Below are 16,429 nucleotides of genomic sequence, written 5' to 3'. Positions count from 1 at the left end.
GCCACGGCGGCCCGTGGCGGGGCGGATTCCGGCACGGCGGTCCAGGAGGGGGCGGTCTCCGGCCTCGCGGTCCGTGGCCGGGCGGTCTCCGGCGCGGCGGGCCGTGGCGGGGCGGGCCCTGGTCCGGCGATCCCCGGGACGGCGGTCGGCGAGGGTGGGCGTGGCGCGGGCCCGGCAGCGGGCTGCCCTGGCGGTCCACGCTCCTCGTCACCGTGTTCATCCTCGTGGGCTCCGGCTTCGCCGCCCGCAACCAGCCCGACCGGGTCGCCCTCGACGTCCTCGGCCGGGTCCTGCTCGTACTGGCCGCCGCGCCGCTGCTCCTGCGGCACCGCCACCCGGTCCCGGTCGTCCTCGGCGTGTCCGCGGTGACCCTGGCGTACCTGGCCGCCGGTTACCCGTACGGCCCGGTCTTCGTGCCCGTGGCCGTCGCCTGCTTCGCCGCCGTCGTGCACGGGCACCGTCGGGCCGCCTGGTGGGCCGTCGGACTGCTCTGGGCCGGACACCTGCTGCTCGCCCACTGGCTCTACCGCTATCTGCCGCCGCCGGGCGACGGCGCCGCGTCCTGGGGCCAGGAACTGCCGGTCGCCGCCTTCGCCGTGGCGATCCTCGCCGCCTCCGAACTGGCGCGGGTCCGTCGCGAGCAGTGGGCCAGGGAGCGCACCGAGCGGGCTGCCGCCGAGCGGCGCAGGGCCGACGAGGAGCGGCTGCGGATCGCCCGTGAACTGCACGACGTCCTGGCCCACTCCCTCTCCGTGATCAACGTCCAGGCCGGTGTCGGCCTAGCCTTGCTCGACTCCGACCCGGGGCAGGCGCGCACCGCCCTCACCACCATCAAGGCGGCGAGCAAGGAGGCCCTCGGCGAGGTGCGGCAGGTGCTCGACACGCTCCGCGCGCCCGGCGACGCGCCGCGCGCGCCCGCGCCCGGTCTCGACCGGCTCCCCGAGCTCGTCGAACAGGCCGCCGCGGCCGGTCTCACCGTGCGGACCGAGACCCGCGGACGGGCGAGACGGCTCCCGCCCGGCACCGAGCTCGCCGCGTTCCGGATCGTGCAGGAGGCGCTGACCAACGTCGTGCGCCACTCGGGTTCGCGGACGGCCACGGTCGTCCTCGACCACGGCTCCGACGCCCTCGACCTGCGGATCGACGACGAAGGGCCGGCCACCGGCGGCGACGCCGGGGGCAGCGGCAACGGACTCGCCGGAATGCGGGAGCGGGCCGCCGCGCTCGGTGGCACGATCGAGGCGGGCACCCGGCCGGACGGCGGCTTCCGGGTGCACGCCCGTCTCCCCGTACGCCCCGAGGAGTCATCGTGATCAGTGTCCTGCTCGCCGACGACCAGTCGCTGGTACGGGCCGGCTTCCGCGCGCTCCTGGACGCCCAGCCCGACGTCGAGGTGGCGGGCGAGGCCGCGGACGGGGCCGAGGCGGTGGCGAGGGTCCGCGAACTGCGGCCGGACGTCGTCCTGATGGACATCCGGATGCCGGTGCTCGACGGACTCGCCGCCACCCGCGAGATCACCGGCGACCCGGAACTCGGCGCGGTCAGGGTGGTCATGCTGACCACGTTCGAGCTCGACGAGTACGTCTTCGAGGCCATCCGCTCCGGAGCCTCCGGCTTCCTGGTGAAGGACACCGAGCCCGAGGAACTGCTGCGCGCCGTGCGCGCGGTGACCGAGGGCGACGCGCTGCTCTCGCCCGGGGTGACCCGGCGGCTGATCGAGGAGTTCGCGGCCCGTTCGAAGGCGCCCGCGCGGGCCGCCGGGCTCGGCGAACTCACCGAGCGGGAGCGGGAGGTGATGGCCCTGGTCGGTCTTGGCCTGTCCAACGAGGAGATCGCCCGCCGGCTGGTGGTCAGCCCGCTCACCGCCAAGACCCATGTGAGCCGCACCATGGTGAAGCTCGGCGCCCGCGACCGGGCCCAACTCGTCGTCCTCGCCTACGAGTCGGGGCTGGTCCGGCCGGGCTGGCTGGGCTGACGCGCGAGCGGGCGGACGGCTACGACCAGGTGACGGCCGAGTTCTCCCGCCACAGCAGTGCGAGCGAGGCGTCGCCCGTCACGGTCACGGCCTCCTGCGGCAGCCGGTTCCACAGCGTCAGGTAGAGCCGGTCGGCGGGCCCGCTCAGCTCGCAGTCGGCCGGTCCTTCCGCGTCCCGCGTGGTCCGCGGCGCCTCCGGGGACAGCCGTACGGTCCACACGTCACCGGTGTCCGTGGCGCGGACCCGCAGGGTGCGCGGCCGCTCGGTACGGACCCGGCTGCGGTCACGGCCGTGGAAGGCGCGCAGCAGCTCGTCCACGCCGTCGGCGGCGAGCGCCGGGTCCACCGGGCCGGGGCCGGCGGCGAGCGCGGACTCGGCGTCGGCCCGGTGCACGGTCGTCTCGTGCGCCTGGCGCCGTGCCCAGAAGGCGAGCGGTGACGGCGCGGGCAGGAAGTTCCAGCACTCCAGGTCCGCGGGTGCCTCGCGGAGGGCCCCGACGAGACGGGCGTGGCCCTCGCGGACGTAGGCGAGGAGTTCGTCGCCGTCCAGGTCGGTCTCGTCGCCGCCGGGGTGGTACGAGGTGTGGCCCTCGGCCACGAAGGCGGTGGCCCAGCGGTGGACCATCGTGGTGTGCCGCAGCAGGTCGCGCACTCGCCAGCCCGGGCAGGTCGCGACCTCGGCGTCGGGCCCGGCCGCCGCGGCGGCCTCCAGGAGCGCCTTGCCGGCCGTGTCGAGCGCGTCGATGTGCGTGTCGGTGCTCAGGGTGTCCATGGCGCGGATTATGTCGCCCGGTTGCCGCGGGTCGCGAGCCCCATCGCGGCGGCTCCGGCGGCGAGCACGGCGACGGTGGTGAGGGCGACCGGCAGCGAGTACCAGTCGGCCAGGAAACCGATGGACGGCGGCCCGAGCAGCATGCCGCCGTAGCCGAGCGTGGAGGCGGTGGCGACGCCGCTCGGTCCCGCGACGGCGCCCGCTCGGGCCACGGCGACCGGGAAGATGTTGGCGAGGCCGAGGCCGGTGACCGCGAAACCCAGCAGGGCCGCCCACACGGTGGGGGCGAGCGCCCCGAGGAGCATGCCCGCGGCGGCGGTGAGCCCGCCCGCGACCAGGGTGCGGGTCTGGCCGAGGCGTTCGAGCAGGGCGGTGCCGGAGAGCCGGCCGGCGGTCATGGTGAGGGCGAAGAGCGAGTAGCCGGCGGCGGCCACTCCCGGGTGCGCGTGCAGGTCCTGCGCCAGGTGCAGGGCGCCCCAGTCGGCCAGCGCGCCCTCGCCGTACGCCGTGCACAGCGCGATCACACCGAAGACGAGGACGGTTCCGCGCGCCCCGCCGGACCGCGCCCCGCCGGACCGCGCCCCGCCGGACGACGTGGTCCCCGTGGGCCGCGCGGGAAGCGACTCGGGCGGTGCGGGGGAGGGGTGGCGCAGGAGTACGGGGCCGGCGGCGGCGGTCAGGACGAGGCCGGCGGCTGTCAGGCAGAGCAGGTGCGCGGTGGGGGAGAGGCCGGCGGCGACGAGTCCGCCGAGTCCGGCGCCCAGCATGCCGCCGAGGCTGAAGGCGGCGTGGAAGCTCGGCATCACGGGCCTGCGGAGCGCGGCCACGAGGTCGACGGCCGCGCTGTTCATGGCGACGTTGATCCCGCCGTACGCCGCGCCGAAGACCAGCAGCACCAGGCCGAGCGCGAGCGGGGAGCGGGTGAGCGGCGGCAGGGCGATCGAGAGGGAGAGCAGGACGGCGGTGGCGACGGTGACGGCGTGGCTGCCGTAGCGGCGGCACAGGCGTCCGGTGAGCGTCATGGTGACGACGGCTCCGGCGGACACGCCGAGCAGGGCGAGGCCGAGATCACCGGCGGACGCGCCGGTCTGCTGCTTGATGGCCGGGATGCGGACCACCCAGCCGGCGAAGAGGAAGCCGTCCAGGGCGAAGAAGAGGGTCAGGGCGACGCGGAGGCGGGTCAGGGAGAGGGAGGCGGTGTCTCCGCGGGATCCCCCTGATACGGCCGTCCGTACTTTGTTTAGTAGCGGCACAAACTAAGGATAGGGGCCTCCGCCCGGCGGATTCAACCCGGCGGTCCCGGGTCCGTCGCCACGGCGCGAGGGCGCGCCCACGGGAGCGGAACCGGCCGGAGGCCGGAGGCGGGCGGCCCGGGGCGGGCGATCATGGGAGACTCGGGCCCATGAACGGCAAGGCGACGACGACCCGGACTCGGCTGGACAGGGGGCGCAGCGCGCTCGGACCCGCGCTCGAACTCGTGCACACGGGCCGGGCGCCCACGCGCGCCGTGCTCACCGCGGAGCTCGGCGTCACCCGGGCCACCGCCGGAGCCGTCGCCGCCGAGCTCGAAGCGCTCGGCCTCATCCGCGTCGACTCCAACCCCGGAGCCGCCGCCGGCTCCCAGGGCCGCCCCTCGCACCGCCTCGCGGTCGACGAGAAGGGCCCCGTGGCCCTCGCCGCCCAGGTCCACGCCGACGGCTTCCGTGCCGCCCTGGTCGGGCTCGGCGGCACCATCGAGGCCACCGCACCCGGCTGCGTCACGGTCTCCGAGGACCCGGCCCAGGTGCTCGGCGCGGTCGTCGAGGCCGGCGCCGCGCTGCTCCGCGCCAGCGGGCGCCGCTGCGTCGGCGCCGGGCTCGCCGCGCCCTCCGCCGTCGCCGAGCCCGAGGGCACCGCCCTCAACCCGCTCCACCTCGCCTGGCCGGCCGGTGCGCCGGTCCGCGAGATCTTCGCCGAGCAGGTCCGCGCCGCCGGCATCGAGGGTCCGGCCTTCACCGGCAACGACGTCAACCTGGCGGCCCTCGCCGAGCACCGCCACGGTGCCGGACGCGGCGCCAAGGACCTGCTCTGCGTCGCCACCGGGCACCGAGGAGTCGGCGGCGCGCTCGTCCTCGACGGCCGCCTGCACACCGGGAGTTCGGGACTCGCCCTGGAGGTCGGCCACCTCACCGTCAACCCCGAGGGCCGCCCCTGCCACTGCGGCTCGCGCGGCTGCCTCGACGTCGAGACCGACCCGCTCGCCTTCCTCACCGTCGCCGGCCGCGCGCCGGGACCCGAGGTCTCCCTCCTCCAGCAGGCGCGCGACCTGCTCCGCGACCACCGCGACGACCCCGGAGTCCGCGCCGCCACCGAGGAGTTGATCGACCGGCTCGGCCTGGGCCTCGCCGGACTCGTCAACATCCTCAACCCCGACCGGATCATCCTCGGCGGCCTCCACCGCGAACTCCTCGACGCCGACCCGGTACGGCTCCGCGCCGTCGTCGCCGACCGCAGCCTGTGGGGCCGCAGCGGCGGCGTGCCGATCCTGCCCTGCACCCTCGACCACAACAGTCTGGTCGGCGCCGCCGAACTCGCCTGGCAACCGGTCCTCGACGACCCCCTTAAAGCGCTGGGCGGCACGGCCGGCACCGACTAGGGTCCGGACTCATGACCGAAACCAGCTCCGCAGCGAACCCGCTCACCGCCGCCGACCAGCCGCCGACCCTGGGGGCGGGACTCACCTTCCACGGCCCGCTCTCCGAGGCCCGGGCCGCCCGCCTCATAGGACGGCTCGCCGCCACGGGGCCCGCCACGGTCCTCGACATCGGCTGCGGCTGGGGCGAGTTGCTGCTGCGGGTGCTGGACGCCGCCCCCGGGGCGAAGGGCACCGGCATCGACATCAACGGCGCCGACCTCGAACTCGGCCGCCGGCTCGCCGCGGACCGCGGTCTCGCCGAACGGGTGGAGTACGTCGAGGAGTCCGCGCTCGGCACCACCCGGGGCCCCGCCGACGTCGTGCTGTGCCTCGGCTCCGGCCAGGCACTGTGCGAGTCGGGCCCGGAGTCGCCGTACGACCCGGCCGTCGTCCTGCGCGAACTGCGCCGCCTCGTACGGCCGGGCGGCCGCGTGGTGCTCGGCGAGGGATTCTGGCAGCACCCGCCCACCGACGCCGAACTCTCCAGGATGTGGCCCGGCGCCCACGCGGGCGACCACCTGCTCCTGGACGCGCTCGTCGACCTCGCCGTCGAGGCGGGCTTCCGTCCGGCCTGGATCGAGACGGCGAGCCCGGAGGAGTGGGAGGAGTTCGAGTCCGGCTACCGCCACGCCACAGAAGTCTGGCTCGCCGCCCACCCGGACCACCCGCTCGCCGCGGAGACCCGGGCGCGCGTCGACCGCCAGCGCGCGCAGTGGCTCGGCTACCGCTCCGTCCTCGGCATCGCCTACCTCACGCTGGTGCCGGTCGACTGAAATCCGCTGGGTCCCGCCCGCCGCGCGCCCTAAGGTGACCCGGTGACGACCCAGATGATCATTCTCAACGGCGGTTCGAGCTCCGGTAAGTCCCGGATGGTCCGCTGTCTCCAGGACGTGCTTCCCGGCCACTGGCTCGCCTTCAGCGTGGACGACTTCGTCGACGCGCTGCCGGACAAGCTGCAGGGCGCGGAGGGCGGGATCGAGTTCGCCGAGGACGGCGGTGTGAGCGTCGGGGCGGAGTTCCGGACGCTCGAGAAGGCCTGGACGAAGGGCGTCGTGGAGATGGTCCGGGCGGGCGCCCGGATCGTCGTGGACGACGTCTTCCTCGGCGGCGCCGCCTCCCAGGAGCGCTGGCGCGAGGCCACCGAAGGCCTGGAGGTGCTGTGGGTCGGCGTCCGCTGCGACGCCGAGGTCGCCGCGGCCCGCGAGGTCGCCCGCGGCGACCGCACTCCCGGCATGGCCGCCCAGCAGGCGGACCTGGTCCACCAGGGCGTGACCTACGACCTGGAGGTCGACACCTCGCACGCCGAGTCGCTCGACTGCGCCCGGGTCGTCGCCGCACGCGTCGGCTGACCACTGCCGGCCCGGCTCCGGGGCCGACCGCTCCGGGCGAGCCGGCTCACCACAGCCGGCCGTTCGGCAGGTCCCGCCGTCCCGGCGCCGACAGGTGCAGCACCTGGAAGCGGTCGCCCGGCTCGTCCGGGGCCGCATCGGCCCACAGCGTGAAGCTCAGCAGCTCCCAGTGGCGCGGGTCCACGGCGAGCGCCCGCGCCACCACGCCCTCGGTCGCCGACTCCCGGCCGTGGCGGGCGAGTTCGGCGGTGACCGCCTCGGCGGGCGGGATGCCGTCGGGGAGCGCGCGGCGCTGCCGGGTGGCGCCGCGCGGCGGCGCCGAGGCCGCCGGGCCCTCGTCGTACGCGAGCACCGTCCAGTGCCGGACCACGGGCCGGCCGAAGTCGTTCACGATGCCCTGGAAACCGGGGCCCCACAGGAAGGCGTTCATCCCGGCCGCGGCGGCCCACAGGTAGAACGGCGCGTACTGGTTGACCGGCGAGCCGTCCTCCCGCTCGCGCATCAGGTACGCCTTCAGGCCGAGTCCGGGGAAGTCGTCCAGGAGATGGCCCCGGGTCGCGACCCGCTTGCGGATGATCTCCATGTCGTAGTCCGCGGGCAGCGTGATGTCGTACTGCATGGCGTGCACGGTCCGGCTCCTCGGCTCAGCGTCGTCGGGTACGGGGTGTCAGCAGCGCGAGCAGTCCGCGTACGGCGCCGTCGAAGGCGGCGGCGGAGCCCGAGGCGCGGGCCAGGACGTAGCCGCCCTGGACGGTCGCGACGACCGTCGACGCGATCTCGTCGGCGTTCAGCGGACCGTCGAACTCCCCGTCGTCCAGGCCTTCCCGGACGATCCCGGCGAGCCGGCCGCGCAGCCAGTCCAGCGTCTCGTCGACCGGCGCGCGCAGCTCGTCGCTCGCGATCACGTCGGGGTCCATCGTCAGCCGCCCCAGCGGGCAGCCGCGCAGCACGTCGCGCTCGCGCAGCAGATACGCCTCGATCCGGGCGTATGCCGTCCCCGGCCCGCCGAGCACCCGCTCGGCGCCCGCGCGCATCTCCTCCGCCGTGCGCCGGATCGCGGCGAGGGCCAGGTCGGGCTTGCCGGCGAAGTGGTGGTACATGCTGCCCTGGCCCGCCCCGGCCGCCTGCTGGATGGCCTTGGGACTCGTGCCGACGTAGCCGCGCTCCCACAGCAGCTCGCGGGTGGCTTCGACCAGGCGTTCGGACGTGCTCGTGGCGGTGCTCGTGGCCGTGGCGGCGACCGCGCTCGCGGAGGCGCTCGCGCTCGTACGCGTACTCATGGCGTCACTGTACATACCAGTAGGTACAGAATCCAGGAGCAGTCGCCGGCCCCCGTCCTACTCCCGTCGTCGTACGCGCGAAGCCGCTGGCCGTACGACGACCCGGAGGCCCTGGTGGAGCGAGTCTCGAAGCACCACCCAAGGCACGAACGCACGAGGAGCCGAACGACGATGAACACCCTCGCCCATGCGGGACCAGGCCCCTGGATCCTCTTCTTCCCGCTCGTCTGGGCGGCCGTGATCGTCACGGTCGTCACCGTCCTGCGCCGCTTCGGACGGCGCCGCCACTGCGGCCCCGGCTTCCTCGGCGGCCCCCGCCCGTCCGCCGGCGTCGACGAGCGCTCGCCGATCGCGCTGCTCGGCCACCGCTTCGCGGCCGGCGAGATCGACGAGGACGAGTACTGGCGCCGGCTGACCGTCCTGGAGGAGCAGTTCGGCCGGCTCGGCGGGGACAAGGGGCGGCGGGCATGACCACCACCGCCCTCCGGACCACCCGCCCCGCCGCGGCGCGGGTCGTCGACGCCGTGAAGGTCTACGGGATCGGAGACACCGAGGTCAGAGCCCTGGACGGGGTGAGCGTCGACTTCCCCGCTGGCCGCTTCACCGCGATCATGGGGCCCTCGGGCTCCGGCAAGTCCACCCTCATGCACTGCGCCGCCGGGCTCGACACCCTCACCTCGGGCTCCGCCCTCGTCGGCGACACCGATCTGTCCGCCCTCGACGACCGACGGCTCACGCTGCTGCGGCGCGAGCGCATCGGCTTCGTCTTCCAGGCCTTCAACCTGCTGCCGACGCTCACCGTCGCCGAGAACATCACCCTCCCCCTGGACCTCGCGGGCGTCGCCCCCGACCAGGCCCGGCTCGACGCCCTCGTCGACGCCGTCGGGCTGCGCGACCGGCTCCACCACCGCCCGGGTCAGCTCTCCGGCGGGCAGCAGCAGCGGGTCGCCGTGGCCCGGGCCTTCGCCGGCAGTCCGGACGTCGTCTTCGCCGACGAACCCACCGGCAACCTCGACTCCCGCTCCGGAGAGGAGGTGCTGCGACTGCTCGGCGACACCGTACGGAACACCGGCCGCACGGTCGTCATGGTCACCCACGACCCGGTCGCCGCCGCCCACGCCGACGAGGTCGTGTTCCTCGCGGACGGGCGGCTCGTCGACCGGATGCGGGACCCGACGGCCGAGCGCGTCCTGGACCGGATGAAGTCCCTCGACGGCAGAGGAGCGGTGACGTGACCGTCGTCCGTCTCGGCCTCGCCGCCCTGCGCACCCACCGGCGCCGCTTCCTCGGCACCTTCACCGCCGTACTGCTCGGCGTCGCCTTCCTCGCCGGCACCCTCGTCATGGGCGACACCCTGCGCGCGAACTTCGACACCCTCTTCGGCAACGCCAACAGCGGCACCGACGCCGTCGTCCGCAGCGCGACCGTGGTGACCGCCGCCGGCGAGGCCCAGGGCACCCGCAGCCCCGTCGACGCCGCCCTCGCCGAGCGGATCGCCCGGGTGCCCGGCGTGGCGGCTGCCGTCCCGCGCATCGAAGGAGCCGGCCAGCTCGTCGGAGCCGACGGCGAGCCCGTCGGCGGGCAGGGCCCGCCCACCCTCGCCGGCAACTGGATCCAGGACCCCGCACTCAACCCGTACGCCCTCGCCGAGGGCCGCGCCCCGCGGAAGAGCGGTGAGGTCGTCGTCAACCGCGGCGCCGCCGAGGCCGGCGGTCTCACGCTCGGCGCCGCCACCGTCCTGCGCACGCCCGACCCGGTGCGCGTGACCGTCGTCGGCCTCGCCACCTTCGGAGGCGCGGACGGCATGGGCCAGGTCACCTACACCGGCATGACCCGCGCCGACGCCGAGAGGTACCTGGCACCCAAGCCCGGCCGGGCCACCGACGTCCTCGTCCGGGCCGGCCCCGGCACCTCCCAGGACGCGCTGGTCCAGGCGCTCGCGCCCGTACTCCCCGACGGCGTCGAGGCCGTCAGCGGGCAGCAGGCCACCGAGGAGAGCAACGAGATGATCTCCGGCCGCTTCCTGGACCTGTTCACCACGCTGCTCCTGGTGTTCAGCGGGGTCGCGCTGCTGGTCTCGGTGTTCTCGATCCACAACACCTTCGCCATCGTGGTCGCGCAGCGCACCCGCGAGAACGCGCTGCTGCGCGCCCTCGGCGCCGGGCGCCGCCAGGTCGTCTCGATGACGCTGGCCGAGGCGGTCGTCGTCGCGGTGCTCGCCTCGGCGGCCGGACTCCTCGGCGGCATCGGCATCGCCGCCGGGCTCCAGGCCCTCTTCCCGGCCGTCGGCTTTCCCTTCCCCGAGGGTGACCTGGTGATCGGCACGCCCTCGCTGGTGCTGCCGTTCGCCGTCGGACTCGTCGTCTGCGTCGGCTCGGCCCTGCTGCCGGCGGTACGCGCCGGGCGCACCGCGCCGCTCGCCGCCCTGCGCGAGACCGCCGTCGACGACTCCGCGGCCTCGCGCGGCCGCACCGCGGCCGGCACCGGACTGCTCGCGCTCGCCGTGGGCCTCGTCCTGACCGGCGTCCTGGCCACGCCCTCGCTGTGGCTCGCCGGCAGCGGTGCGGTGCTCGCGCTCGCCGCGTTCGTCGTGCTGGGCCCGGTCGCCTCCTCGTACGCGATCCGGATCCTCGGCGGCCCGCTGCGCGGCACCAACCGTCGTCTCGCGCGCCGCAACGCGCTGCGCAGCCCGCGGCGCACCGCCGCCACCGCCACCGCGCTGATGACCGGTGTCGCCGTCGTCTCGCTCTTCACCGTCTTCGGCGCCTCGCTCAAGGCGACCATGGACGACACGGTCTCCCGGTCCTTCGCGGGCGACGTCGCCGTCGGCACGCCCTCGTTCGGCGCGGGCGGCAGCGGCCTCAGCCCGCGTCTCGCGCCCGCCGTGGCCGGACTCCCCGAGGTCGACACCGCGGTCGGCCTCGGCCGGGGCGTCGCGGAGGTCGACGGCCGGGGCCGCGCCCTGACCGTGACGGACCCGGCCGCGCTCGCCCGCGTCCTCGACCTCGGCACCGTACACGGCTCGCTGGACGGGCTCGGTACGGACGGGCTGGCGGTCGCGGACGACGAGGCGGCACAGCACGGACTCGCACCGGGCCGCACGGCCGAACTCGCCTTCACCGACGGCACCCGGCACACCTTCACCGTCCGCGCCGTCTACGAACGCTCCGAGCTCGCCGGCGACTACCTGCTCACCCGTCAGGCCTGGGCCCCGCACCGCGCCCAGGACGCGGACCGGCTGGTCGCCGTGAGCTTCCGGGACGGCGTGTCCGCCGGGGCGGGCAAGGCCGCGGTGGAGCAGGTCGCGCAGCGGTACGGCGGTCCCGAGGTCCAGACCCGCGACGAGTACGCGGAGTCGTCTGCGGCCGGCATCGACATGATGCTGACGCTCGTCTACGCGCTGCTCGCGCTCGCGGTCCTGATCGCCCTGCTCGGCATCGCCAACACCCTGACCCTCGCGGTCCACGAGCGCACCCGTGAACTCGGCCTGCTGCGGGCCGTCGGCCAGACCAGGTCCCAGCTGGCGGCCATGGTCCGCTGGGAGTCCGTCCTGGTCGCCGCCTTCGGCACAGCCGGCGGACTGCTGCTCGGCGGATTCCTCGGCTGGGTCCTGGTGCGGGCGTCCGACGGCGCGTCGGACGGCGCGTTCACCTTCGCGCTGCCGCCCGCGCGACTCGCGGCGGTCGCCCTCGTCGGCCTCGGCGTGGGCGCCGTCGCCGCCTGGCGCCCGGCCCGCAGGGCGGCTCGCCTGGACGTACTGCGCGCGATCGCGACGGAGTGAGGGGACACCTCGTACGGGCGGCGCCGTGGGTGTCGCCCGTACGAGCGCGCGCGGCGGGAGGTCCGGGCTTCGGGGCGCCGGCGCGTCAGATGCCGGGACGTCGGGACGTCGGCGCCTCAGCGCGCCGGGAGATCAGTGCGCCAGGGCCGGGCGCGCCGCGGCCGGCGTGCGCACGGGCTCGTCGGGCAGACCGAACGGGACCGTGTCCAACCGGAGGTCGGCGAACGGGCCGACGGTCGTGGCGCCGTGGACGACCCGGGCCCGCGGGGCCAGGTGGACCGACGAGACGGGTGCCTGGAGGGTGAACCAGACGACCTTGCCGGAGTCGCCGTGCGGGCGGACGCCCCAGCTCTCGCTCATCGCCTCGATGATGGCGAGGCCGCGTCCCGAGGTGGCGAACTCTTCGGTCGCGTCCTGGGATTCGGCCACCTCCGGTATCCGCGGATCGTTGTCGCGGACGGAGACGGTGAGCCGGTCGAGCAGCAGCTCGACCTCGACGGTGCACGTCTTGTCGGGCTGGGCGTGCCGGTGGACATTGGTCAGGAGCTCGGTGACACCGAGCGTGGCATGGTCGATCAAAGCATCGAGCTGCCAGTGGCGCAGATGCGCCGAAACGATTCTGCGGACCTGACCGATCCGCGACGGCAGGGCTTGGAGCTCCACCGTGCAGTACCTGCTGGGCTCGCTGATCACGGCTGCGACTCCCCGAAGTGAGGTCCGGAAGAAGACGGAGATTCGGATCTGTCATGCGGTGTAGCAGGACGGTGGCTGGTTCGCAGCGTCACCGCCGGTAAACCCTCGGTGAGGTGGTTCCAGGGTGAACCAGTGGTGATACCGCCGCAACTCGCGGCGACCCGCCGCAGGTCAGGGCCGTGTCGTGACCCGGATCGGGACCGGGAGGGGGCCCGATGGGGCCCAAAGCGGCGCCGGGGATCGGCGCCGGAATCAGCGGCGCCGGTCAGGGCCGGGGAGTGGTGCAGGTCGGGGCCGGGCAGTGGTGCAGGACAGTCCCGGGCAGCGGCGCAGGTCAGGTGCTGGCAGGGGGGCCAGGTCAGGGCCGGGCGGCGGCGCAGGTCAAGGCCGTGCAGAAGTCCGGTCCAGGTCCGGTCGCGCCTCGGGTCAGGACTTCGTCGTGGCCCGCTTCAGGGCATCGAGCAGCCGTCCGGACCCCGAGATCCGGTAGCGCGTGCCGTTCACCGTCGCCACCGCCTCGTCGGGCTTGGCGAACCAGGGCCGGCCCGCCCGGACCTTGCCCAGCGGCGCGCTGTCGATCTCGCTGCCGTAACTCGTCAGGAGCGACAGCCGTCCGTCCTCGATGCGGACCTCGCCCGCGCGGGTCAGCGAACGGGGCCAGCGGTCGATGCGTACTCCCGTGGCCGTGAACTCGGGCTCCGACATGGTGCTCCGCCCCCTTCGCGCAGACTGCCTGCCCCCAGTGTGCCGGGCCGCGGCCGCCGGCACCAGAACGCCCTTCGCGGCGGCGTCTGCAAGGCACTCCTATGGACCCTCAAAGAGAACGTTTGCCCAGGTGAGAGCGGTATTGTCGAGTGGTGGGCAACCCCGTGGGCAACCCCCTGGGCAGCACGAGAAGAGGCACGCACGCATGATCAGCACCGCAAGCCCGATGGCCACCGTCGACGTCGACCGCAGCGACGTCGCGTACCGCGCCTGGCTCAAGGAAGCCGTCCGCAAGGTCCACGCCGACGCCAACCGCTCGGCCGACACCCATCTGCTGCGCTTCCCGCTGCCCGAGAGCTGGGGCATCGACCTGTACCTCAAGGACGAGTCGACCCACCCCACCGGCAGCCTCAAGCACCGGCTCGCCCGCTCGCTGTTCCTCTACGGCCTGTGCAACGGCTGGATCCGGCCCGGTGCGCCCGTCATCGAGGCCTCCAGCGGCTCGACCGCCGTGTCCGAGGCGTACTTCGCCAAGCTGATCGGTGTCCCCTTCATCGCCGTCATGCCCCGCACCACCAGCCACGAGAAGTGCCGGCTCATCGAGTTCCACGGCGGGCAGTGCCACTTCGTCGACGACTCGCGGACGATGTACGAGGAGGCCGCCGCCCTCGCCAGGCGCACCGGCGGCCACTACATGGACCAGTTCACCTACGCCGAGCGGGCCACCGACTGGCGCGGCAACAACAACATCGCCGAGTCGATGTACCAGCAGCTGAAGCTGGAGCGCTATCCCGAGCCCGCGTGGATCGTCGCCACCGCCGGCACCGGCGGCACCTCGGCGACGATCGCCCGCTACGTGCACTACATGCAGTACGACACCCGCATCTGCGTCGCCGACCCCGAGAACTCCTGCTTCTTCGACGGCTGGGTGCACGAGGACCCGGACGCCACCGCGGACTGCGGCTCGCGCATCGAGGGCATCGGCCGCCCGCGCATGGAGCCGAGCTTCGTGCCCGGTGCCGTCGACCGCATGATGAAGGTGCCCGACGCGGCGAGCGTGGCCGCCGTGCGGGCCCTGGAGGCCGCGATCGGCCGCAAGGCGGGCGGCTCCACCGGCACCGGCCTGTGGAGCGCGTTGAAGATCGTCGCCGAGATGGTCGCCGAGCGGCGCACCGGCAGCGTCGTCACCCTCATCTGCGACCCGGGCGAGCGGTACCTCGACAAGTACTACTCGGACGAGTGGCTGGCCGGGCAGGGCCTCGACATCGCGCCGTACAGCGCGGCTATCGAGCAGTTCCTGGCGACGGGTGTCTGGCCGGAGTGAGCCGCCGGTCCAGGCTGCGCATCGCGTCCCGGAAGGACCTGCCGACGCCCGGCCGGGCCAGCCGCATGACCGTCCTGCAGGCCCCGTTGCCGTCGACCGCCATGGTCCAGCGGACCCGGGTGCCGTCCGCCGCGGGGGAGAGGGCCCACTCCTCCAGGAGGGCGGTGACGCCCGGCGCGTTGGTCTCGTCGACCCGGTACGCGTAGCGGACGGCCGGGTCATGCGCCAGGATCGTCTCGCGGAACTCGATCCCGCCGCGCAGCCGGACCGTCCGGCCGGCCCCGCCGTCGGTCGGCGTCGCGGACGTGACCGCGGTGAACCACGCGGGAGTGCTGCCCAGTTCCACCGCGAGCGAGCGGAAGACCGCGGCGGGCGGAGCGGTCAAGTCGGCGGTGAACACCAGGCGCAGGGGTGCTGACTCGGTGAAGTCGAGCTCCACCGGCCGGAGTCGGCGTTGCATGACCGTTCCTCCCGTCGGACGGGTCGTGGCCCACCACCGTATCTGACAAGCCGTCAGTCGCGCAGCAGTACGTCGAGCGCACGTCCGAACACAAGCCGTCCCGCCGCCGCGAGCACCGGGTCGAGCGCGGCCGGCACGCCCCACACCCGCAGCTCCTCGGTCCACACCACCCGGCTGCCGCCCGAGGGTGTCCCGGACACCTCGAACGAGGCCCGGCCGCGCACCACCCGTCCCTGCTTGACCAGCCGGCACACACCCGGTCGGCCCGGGCCGGGCGGATCCAGGCGCACGACCTCCATCGGGTCGTCGAAGCCGAACCGGCCGACACCCGTGCGCGCCGTGAAGCGCGTCCCCACCGCGTTCGGGCCCGGCGTCAGGACCGTCGTCCGGGTGAGCGGGACCAGCGCGCCGTGCGCCGGCCAGTCCGTGAGCCGCCGCCACGCCTCGGCGGGCGCCAGCGGCGCGAGCCGTTCGATCCGGAACCGGCTCACGCCGACGGGTCCGCCGCGTCGGGGTCCCCGGAGCCCTCGTCCAGCACGTCGACGGCGTCCGCGTCCTCCTCGCCCGCCACGACCAGACCCGGCAGGTGCTCCGCCATCTCACCGCGCACCCGTTCCGACACGCCCCGGTCCGTCACCAGCGCGTCCACCTCGTCCAGCGTCGCGAAGGAACTCAGGCCCACCGTCCCCCACTTGGTGTGGTCCGCGACCACCACCACCCGGCGCGCCGAGCGGACCAGACGCCGGTTGGTCTCCGCCTCCGCCAGGTTGGGCGTCGACAGGCCTGCCTCCACCGAGATGCCGTGCACCCCGAGGAACAGCGCGTCGAAGTGGAGCGAGCGGATCGCCTGGTCGGCCACCGGACCCACCAGCGCGTCCGACGGCGTCCGCACCCCGCCCGTCAGCACCACCGTCGCCGCCCCGGGCCGCGGCTCCGCGCCGGAACCCGCCTGCTGCGCCTCGTGGAACACGTCCGCGACCCGCACCGAGTTCGTCACCACCGTCAGGTCCGGCACGTCCAGGAGGTGCCGCGCCAGCGCGTACGTCGTCGTACCGCCCGACAGCGCGATGGCCGTCCCGGGGCGCACCATCCGCGCCGCGGCCCGGGCGATCTCCTCCTTGGCGCCCAGCTCGAGCGCCGACTTCGCCTCGAAGCCCGGCTCGTGCGTGCTCGCCTCGACCACCGGCACCGCGCCGCCGTGCACCTTCGCCACCATGCCCTGCCGGGCCAGCGCGTCCAGGTCCCGGCGCACCGTCATGTCGGAGACGTTGAGGCGCCGGGTCAGCTCGTTGACCCGTACACCTCCGCGACGGCGCACCTCGTCGAGAATCAGGGCGCGCCGCTGCTCCGCGAGGAGGTTCTGATTGTCACTCACCGCCGGGGCCGGTCCTTTCCGAGGGGAAGCCAGGAAATCGG

Annotated in this window: 18 protein-coding genes; 9 read left to right on the top strand and 9 right to left on the bottom strand. The window is 74.6% G+C overall.

What is annotated here, in order from left to right; all coding sequences use genetic code 11:
- Positions 1-182: 182 nt before the first annotated feature.
- Positions 183-1,313, top strand: a complete 1,131-nt coding sequence (locus tag ACFY8W_RS26950) for a histidine kinase (RefSeq protein ID WP_391111046.1) — start codon at positions 183-185, stop codon at positions 1,311-1,313.
- Positions 1,310-1,975, top strand: coding sequence for a response regulator (locus tag ACFY8W_RS26945; protein ID WP_391110234.1), 666 nt, complete (start codon positions 1,310-1,312; stop codon positions 1,973-1,975). The genes ACFY8W_RS26950 and ACFY8W_RS26945 overlap by 4 nt, the downstream gene beginning before the upstream one ends.
- Positions 1,976-1,994: 19 nt before the next feature.
- Here the strand turns inward: ACFY8W_RS26945 and ACFY8W_RS26940 are convergent, their stop codons facing one another.
- Positions 1,995-2,747: a maleylpyruvate isomerase family mycothiol-dependent enzyme gene (locus tag ACFY8W_RS26940; protein WP_391110232.1), complete on the bottom strand. Its 753-nt coding sequence runs from the start codon at positions 2,745-2,747 to the stop codon at positions 1,995-1,997.
- An 8-nt stretch (positions 2,748-2,755) separates the two neighbouring features.
- Positions 2,756-4,000, bottom strand: coding sequence for an MFS transporter (locus ACFY8W_RS26935; protein ID WP_391110229.1), 1,245 nt, complete (start codon positions 3,998-4,000; stop codon positions 2,756-2,758).
- 149 nt (positions 4,001-4,149) lie between these two features.
- On the opposite strand from ACFY8W_RS26935, the gene ACFY8W_RS26930 reads away from it, so the two are divergent.
- Genes ACFY8W_RS26930 through cpt form a run of 3 tightly spaced genes read left to right on the top strand, consistent with a single transcriptional unit; the run spans position 4,150 to position 6,770 of the window.
- Entirely contained in the window at positions 4,150-5,382 is a 1,233-nt protein-coding gene (locus ACFY8W_RS26930) for an ROK family protein (protein ID WP_391110225.1), read from the top strand.
- A gap of 11 nt (positions 5,383-5,393) precedes the next feature.
- Positions 5,394-6,194, top strand: a complete 801-nt coding sequence (locus tag ACFY8W_RS26925; protein ID WP_391110222.1) for a methyltransferase — start codon at positions 5,394-5,396, stop codon at positions 6,192-6,194.
- A gap of 54 nt (positions 6,195-6,248) precedes the next feature.
- Entirely contained in the window at positions 6,249-6,770 is a 522-nt protein-coding gene (gene cpt / locus ACFY8W_RS26920; RefSeq protein ID WP_391111044.1) for a chloramphenicol phosphotransferase CPT, read from the top strand.
- A 46-nt stretch (positions 6,771-6,816) separates the two neighbouring features.
- Here cpt and ACFY8W_RS26915 read toward each other — a convergent pair whose 3' ends face one another.
- Positions 6,817-7,398, bottom strand: coding sequence for a DUF4865 family protein (locus tag ACFY8W_RS26915; protein WP_391110219.1), 582 nt, complete (start codon positions 7,396-7,398; stop codon positions 6,817-6,819).
- A gap of 16 nt (positions 7,399-7,414) precedes the next feature.
- The gene (locus ACFY8W_RS26910; RefSeq protein ID WP_391110216.1) at positions 7,415-8,050 is read right to left on the bottom strand and encodes a TetR family transcriptional regulator C-terminal domain-containing protein; all 636 of its coding nucleotides are present in this window, start codon (positions 8,048-8,050) and stop codon (positions 7,415-7,417) included.
- A 171-nt stretch (positions 8,051-8,221) separates the two neighbouring features.
- On the opposite strand from ACFY8W_RS26910, the gene ACFY8W_RS26905 reads away from it, so the two are divergent.
- From ACFY8W_RS26905 to ACFY8W_RS26895, 3 genes are read left to right on the top strand one after another with little or no spacing between them, the layout of a single operon-like run.
- Positions 8,222-8,521, top strand: coding sequence for an SHOCT domain-containing protein (locus tag ACFY8W_RS26905; RefSeq protein WP_391110213.1), 300 nt, complete (start codon positions 8,222-8,224; stop codon positions 8,519-8,521).
- Positions 8,518-9,285, top strand: a complete 768-nt coding sequence (locus ACFY8W_RS26900; RefSeq protein ID WP_391110210.1) for an ATP-binding cassette domain-containing protein — start codon at positions 8,518-8,520, stop codon at positions 9,283-9,285. Before ACFY8W_RS26905 ends, ACFY8W_RS26900 begins: the two co-directional genes overlap by 4 nt.
- On the top strand, positions 9,282-11,831 hold the full coding sequence (locus ACFY8W_RS26895) for an FtsX-like permease family protein (protein WP_391110208.1): 2,550 nt from the start codon (positions 9,282-9,284) through the stop codon (positions 11,829-11,831). Before ACFY8W_RS26900 ends, ACFY8W_RS26895 begins: the two co-directional genes overlap by 4 nt.
- A gap of 132 nt (positions 11,832-11,963) precedes the next feature.
- On the opposite strand, the gene ACFY8W_RS26890 is transcribed toward ACFY8W_RS26895, so the two are convergent.
- Positions 11,964-12,524 carry an ATP-binding protein gene (locus tag ACFY8W_RS26890; RefSeq protein ID WP_391110205.1) on the bottom strand — a complete coding sequence of 187 codons (561 nt, stop codon included), beginning with the start codon at positions 12,522-12,524 and terminating at the stop codon, positions 11,964-11,966.
- 426 nt (positions 12,525-12,950) lie between these two features.
- On the bottom strand, positions 12,951-13,229 hold the full coding sequence (locus tag ACFY8W_RS26885) for a hypothetical protein (protein WP_391110202.1): 279 nt from the start codon (positions 13,227-13,229) through the stop codon (positions 12,951-12,953).
- A gap of 205 nt (positions 13,230-13,434) precedes the next feature.
- On the opposite strand from ACFY8W_RS26885, the gene ACFY8W_RS26880 reads away from it, so the two are divergent.
- The gene (locus tag ACFY8W_RS26880; protein WP_391110199.1) at positions 13,435-14,553 is read left to right on the top strand and encodes a pyridoxal-phosphate dependent enzyme; all 1,119 of its coding nucleotides are present in this window, start codon (positions 13,435-13,437) and stop codon (positions 14,551-14,553) included.
- Here the strand turns inward: ACFY8W_RS26880 and ACFY8W_RS26875 are convergent.
- From ACFY8W_RS26875 to ACFY8W_RS26865, 3 genes are read right to left on the bottom strand one after another with little or no spacing between them, the layout of a single operon-like run.
- Positions 14,513-15,013 (bottom strand): SRPBCC family protein, encoded by a 501-nt coding sequence (locus tag ACFY8W_RS26875; RefSeq protein ID WP_391110197.1) that lies wholly within the window; start codon positions 15,011-15,013, stop codon positions 14,513-14,515. The two genes, ACFY8W_RS26880 and ACFY8W_RS26875, sit on opposite strands and share 41 nt — an antisense overlap.
- 53 nt (positions 15,014-15,066) lie before the next feature.
- On the bottom strand, positions 15,067-15,504 hold the full coding sequence (locus tag ACFY8W_RS26870) for an SRPBCC family protein (protein ID WP_391110194.1): 438 nt from the start codon (positions 15,502-15,504) through the stop codon (positions 15,067-15,069).
- On the bottom strand, positions 15,501-16,388 hold the full coding sequence (locus ACFY8W_RS26865; protein ID WP_391110188.1) for a DeoR family transcriptional regulator: 888 nt from the start codon (positions 16,386-16,388) through the stop codon (positions 15,501-15,503). The genes ACFY8W_RS26870 and ACFY8W_RS26865 overlap by 4 nt, the downstream gene beginning before the upstream one ends.
- Positions 16,389-16,429: the final 41 nt, after the last annotated feature.

Source organism: Streptomyces sp. NPDC012637 (assembly GCF_042954805.1).
Lineage (GTDB): Bacteria > Actinomycetota > Actinomycetes > Streptomycetales > Streptomycetaceae > Streptomyces.
Note: the sequence above shows the minus strand (reverse complement) of the source record. Positions and strands in the feature narration are given on the sequence as shown.

Bases quoted from the DNA above. Each gene is read 5' to 3' on its own strand.
- ACFY8W_RS26885 (WP_391110202.1), bottom strand. From the start codon at position 13,229: ATGTCGGAGCCCGAGTTCACGGCCACGGGAGTACGCATCGACCGCTGG.
- ACFY8W_RS26880 (WP_391110199.1), top strand. From the start codon at position 13,435: ATGATCAGCACCGCAAGCCCGATGGCCACCGTCGACGTCGACCGCAGC.
- ACFY8W_RS26900 (WP_391110210.1), top strand. From the start codon at position 8,518: ATGACCACCACCGCCCTCCGGACCACCCGCCCCGCCGCGGCGCGGGTC.
- cpt (WP_391111044.1), top strand. From the start codon at position 6,249: ATGATCATTCTCAACGGCGGTTCGAGCTCCGGTAAGTCCCGGATGGTC.
- ACFY8W_RS26905 (WP_391110213.1), top strand. From the start codon at position 8,222: ATGAACACCCTCGCCCATGCGGGACCAGGCCCCTGGATCCTCTTCTTC.
- ACFY8W_RS26910 (WP_391110216.1), bottom strand. From the start codon at position 8,050: ATGAGTACGCGTACGAGCGCGAGCGCCTCCGCGAGCGCGGTCGCCGCC.
- ACFY8W_RS26925 (WP_391110222.1), top strand. From the start codon at position 5,394: ATGACCGAAACCAGCTCCGCAGCGAACCCGCTCACCGCCGCCGACCAG.
- ACFY8W_RS26940 (WP_391110232.1), bottom strand. From the start codon at position 2,747: ATGGACACCCTGAGCACCGACACGCACATCGACGCGCTCGACACGGCC.
- ACFY8W_RS26875 (WP_391110197.1), bottom strand. From the start codon at position 15,013: ATGCAACGCCGACTCCGGCCGGTGGAGCTCGACTTCACCGAGTCAGCA.
- ACFY8W_RS26930 (WP_391110225.1), top strand. From the start codon at position 4,150: ATGAACGGCAAGGCGACGACGACCCGGACTCGGCTGGACAGGGGGCGC.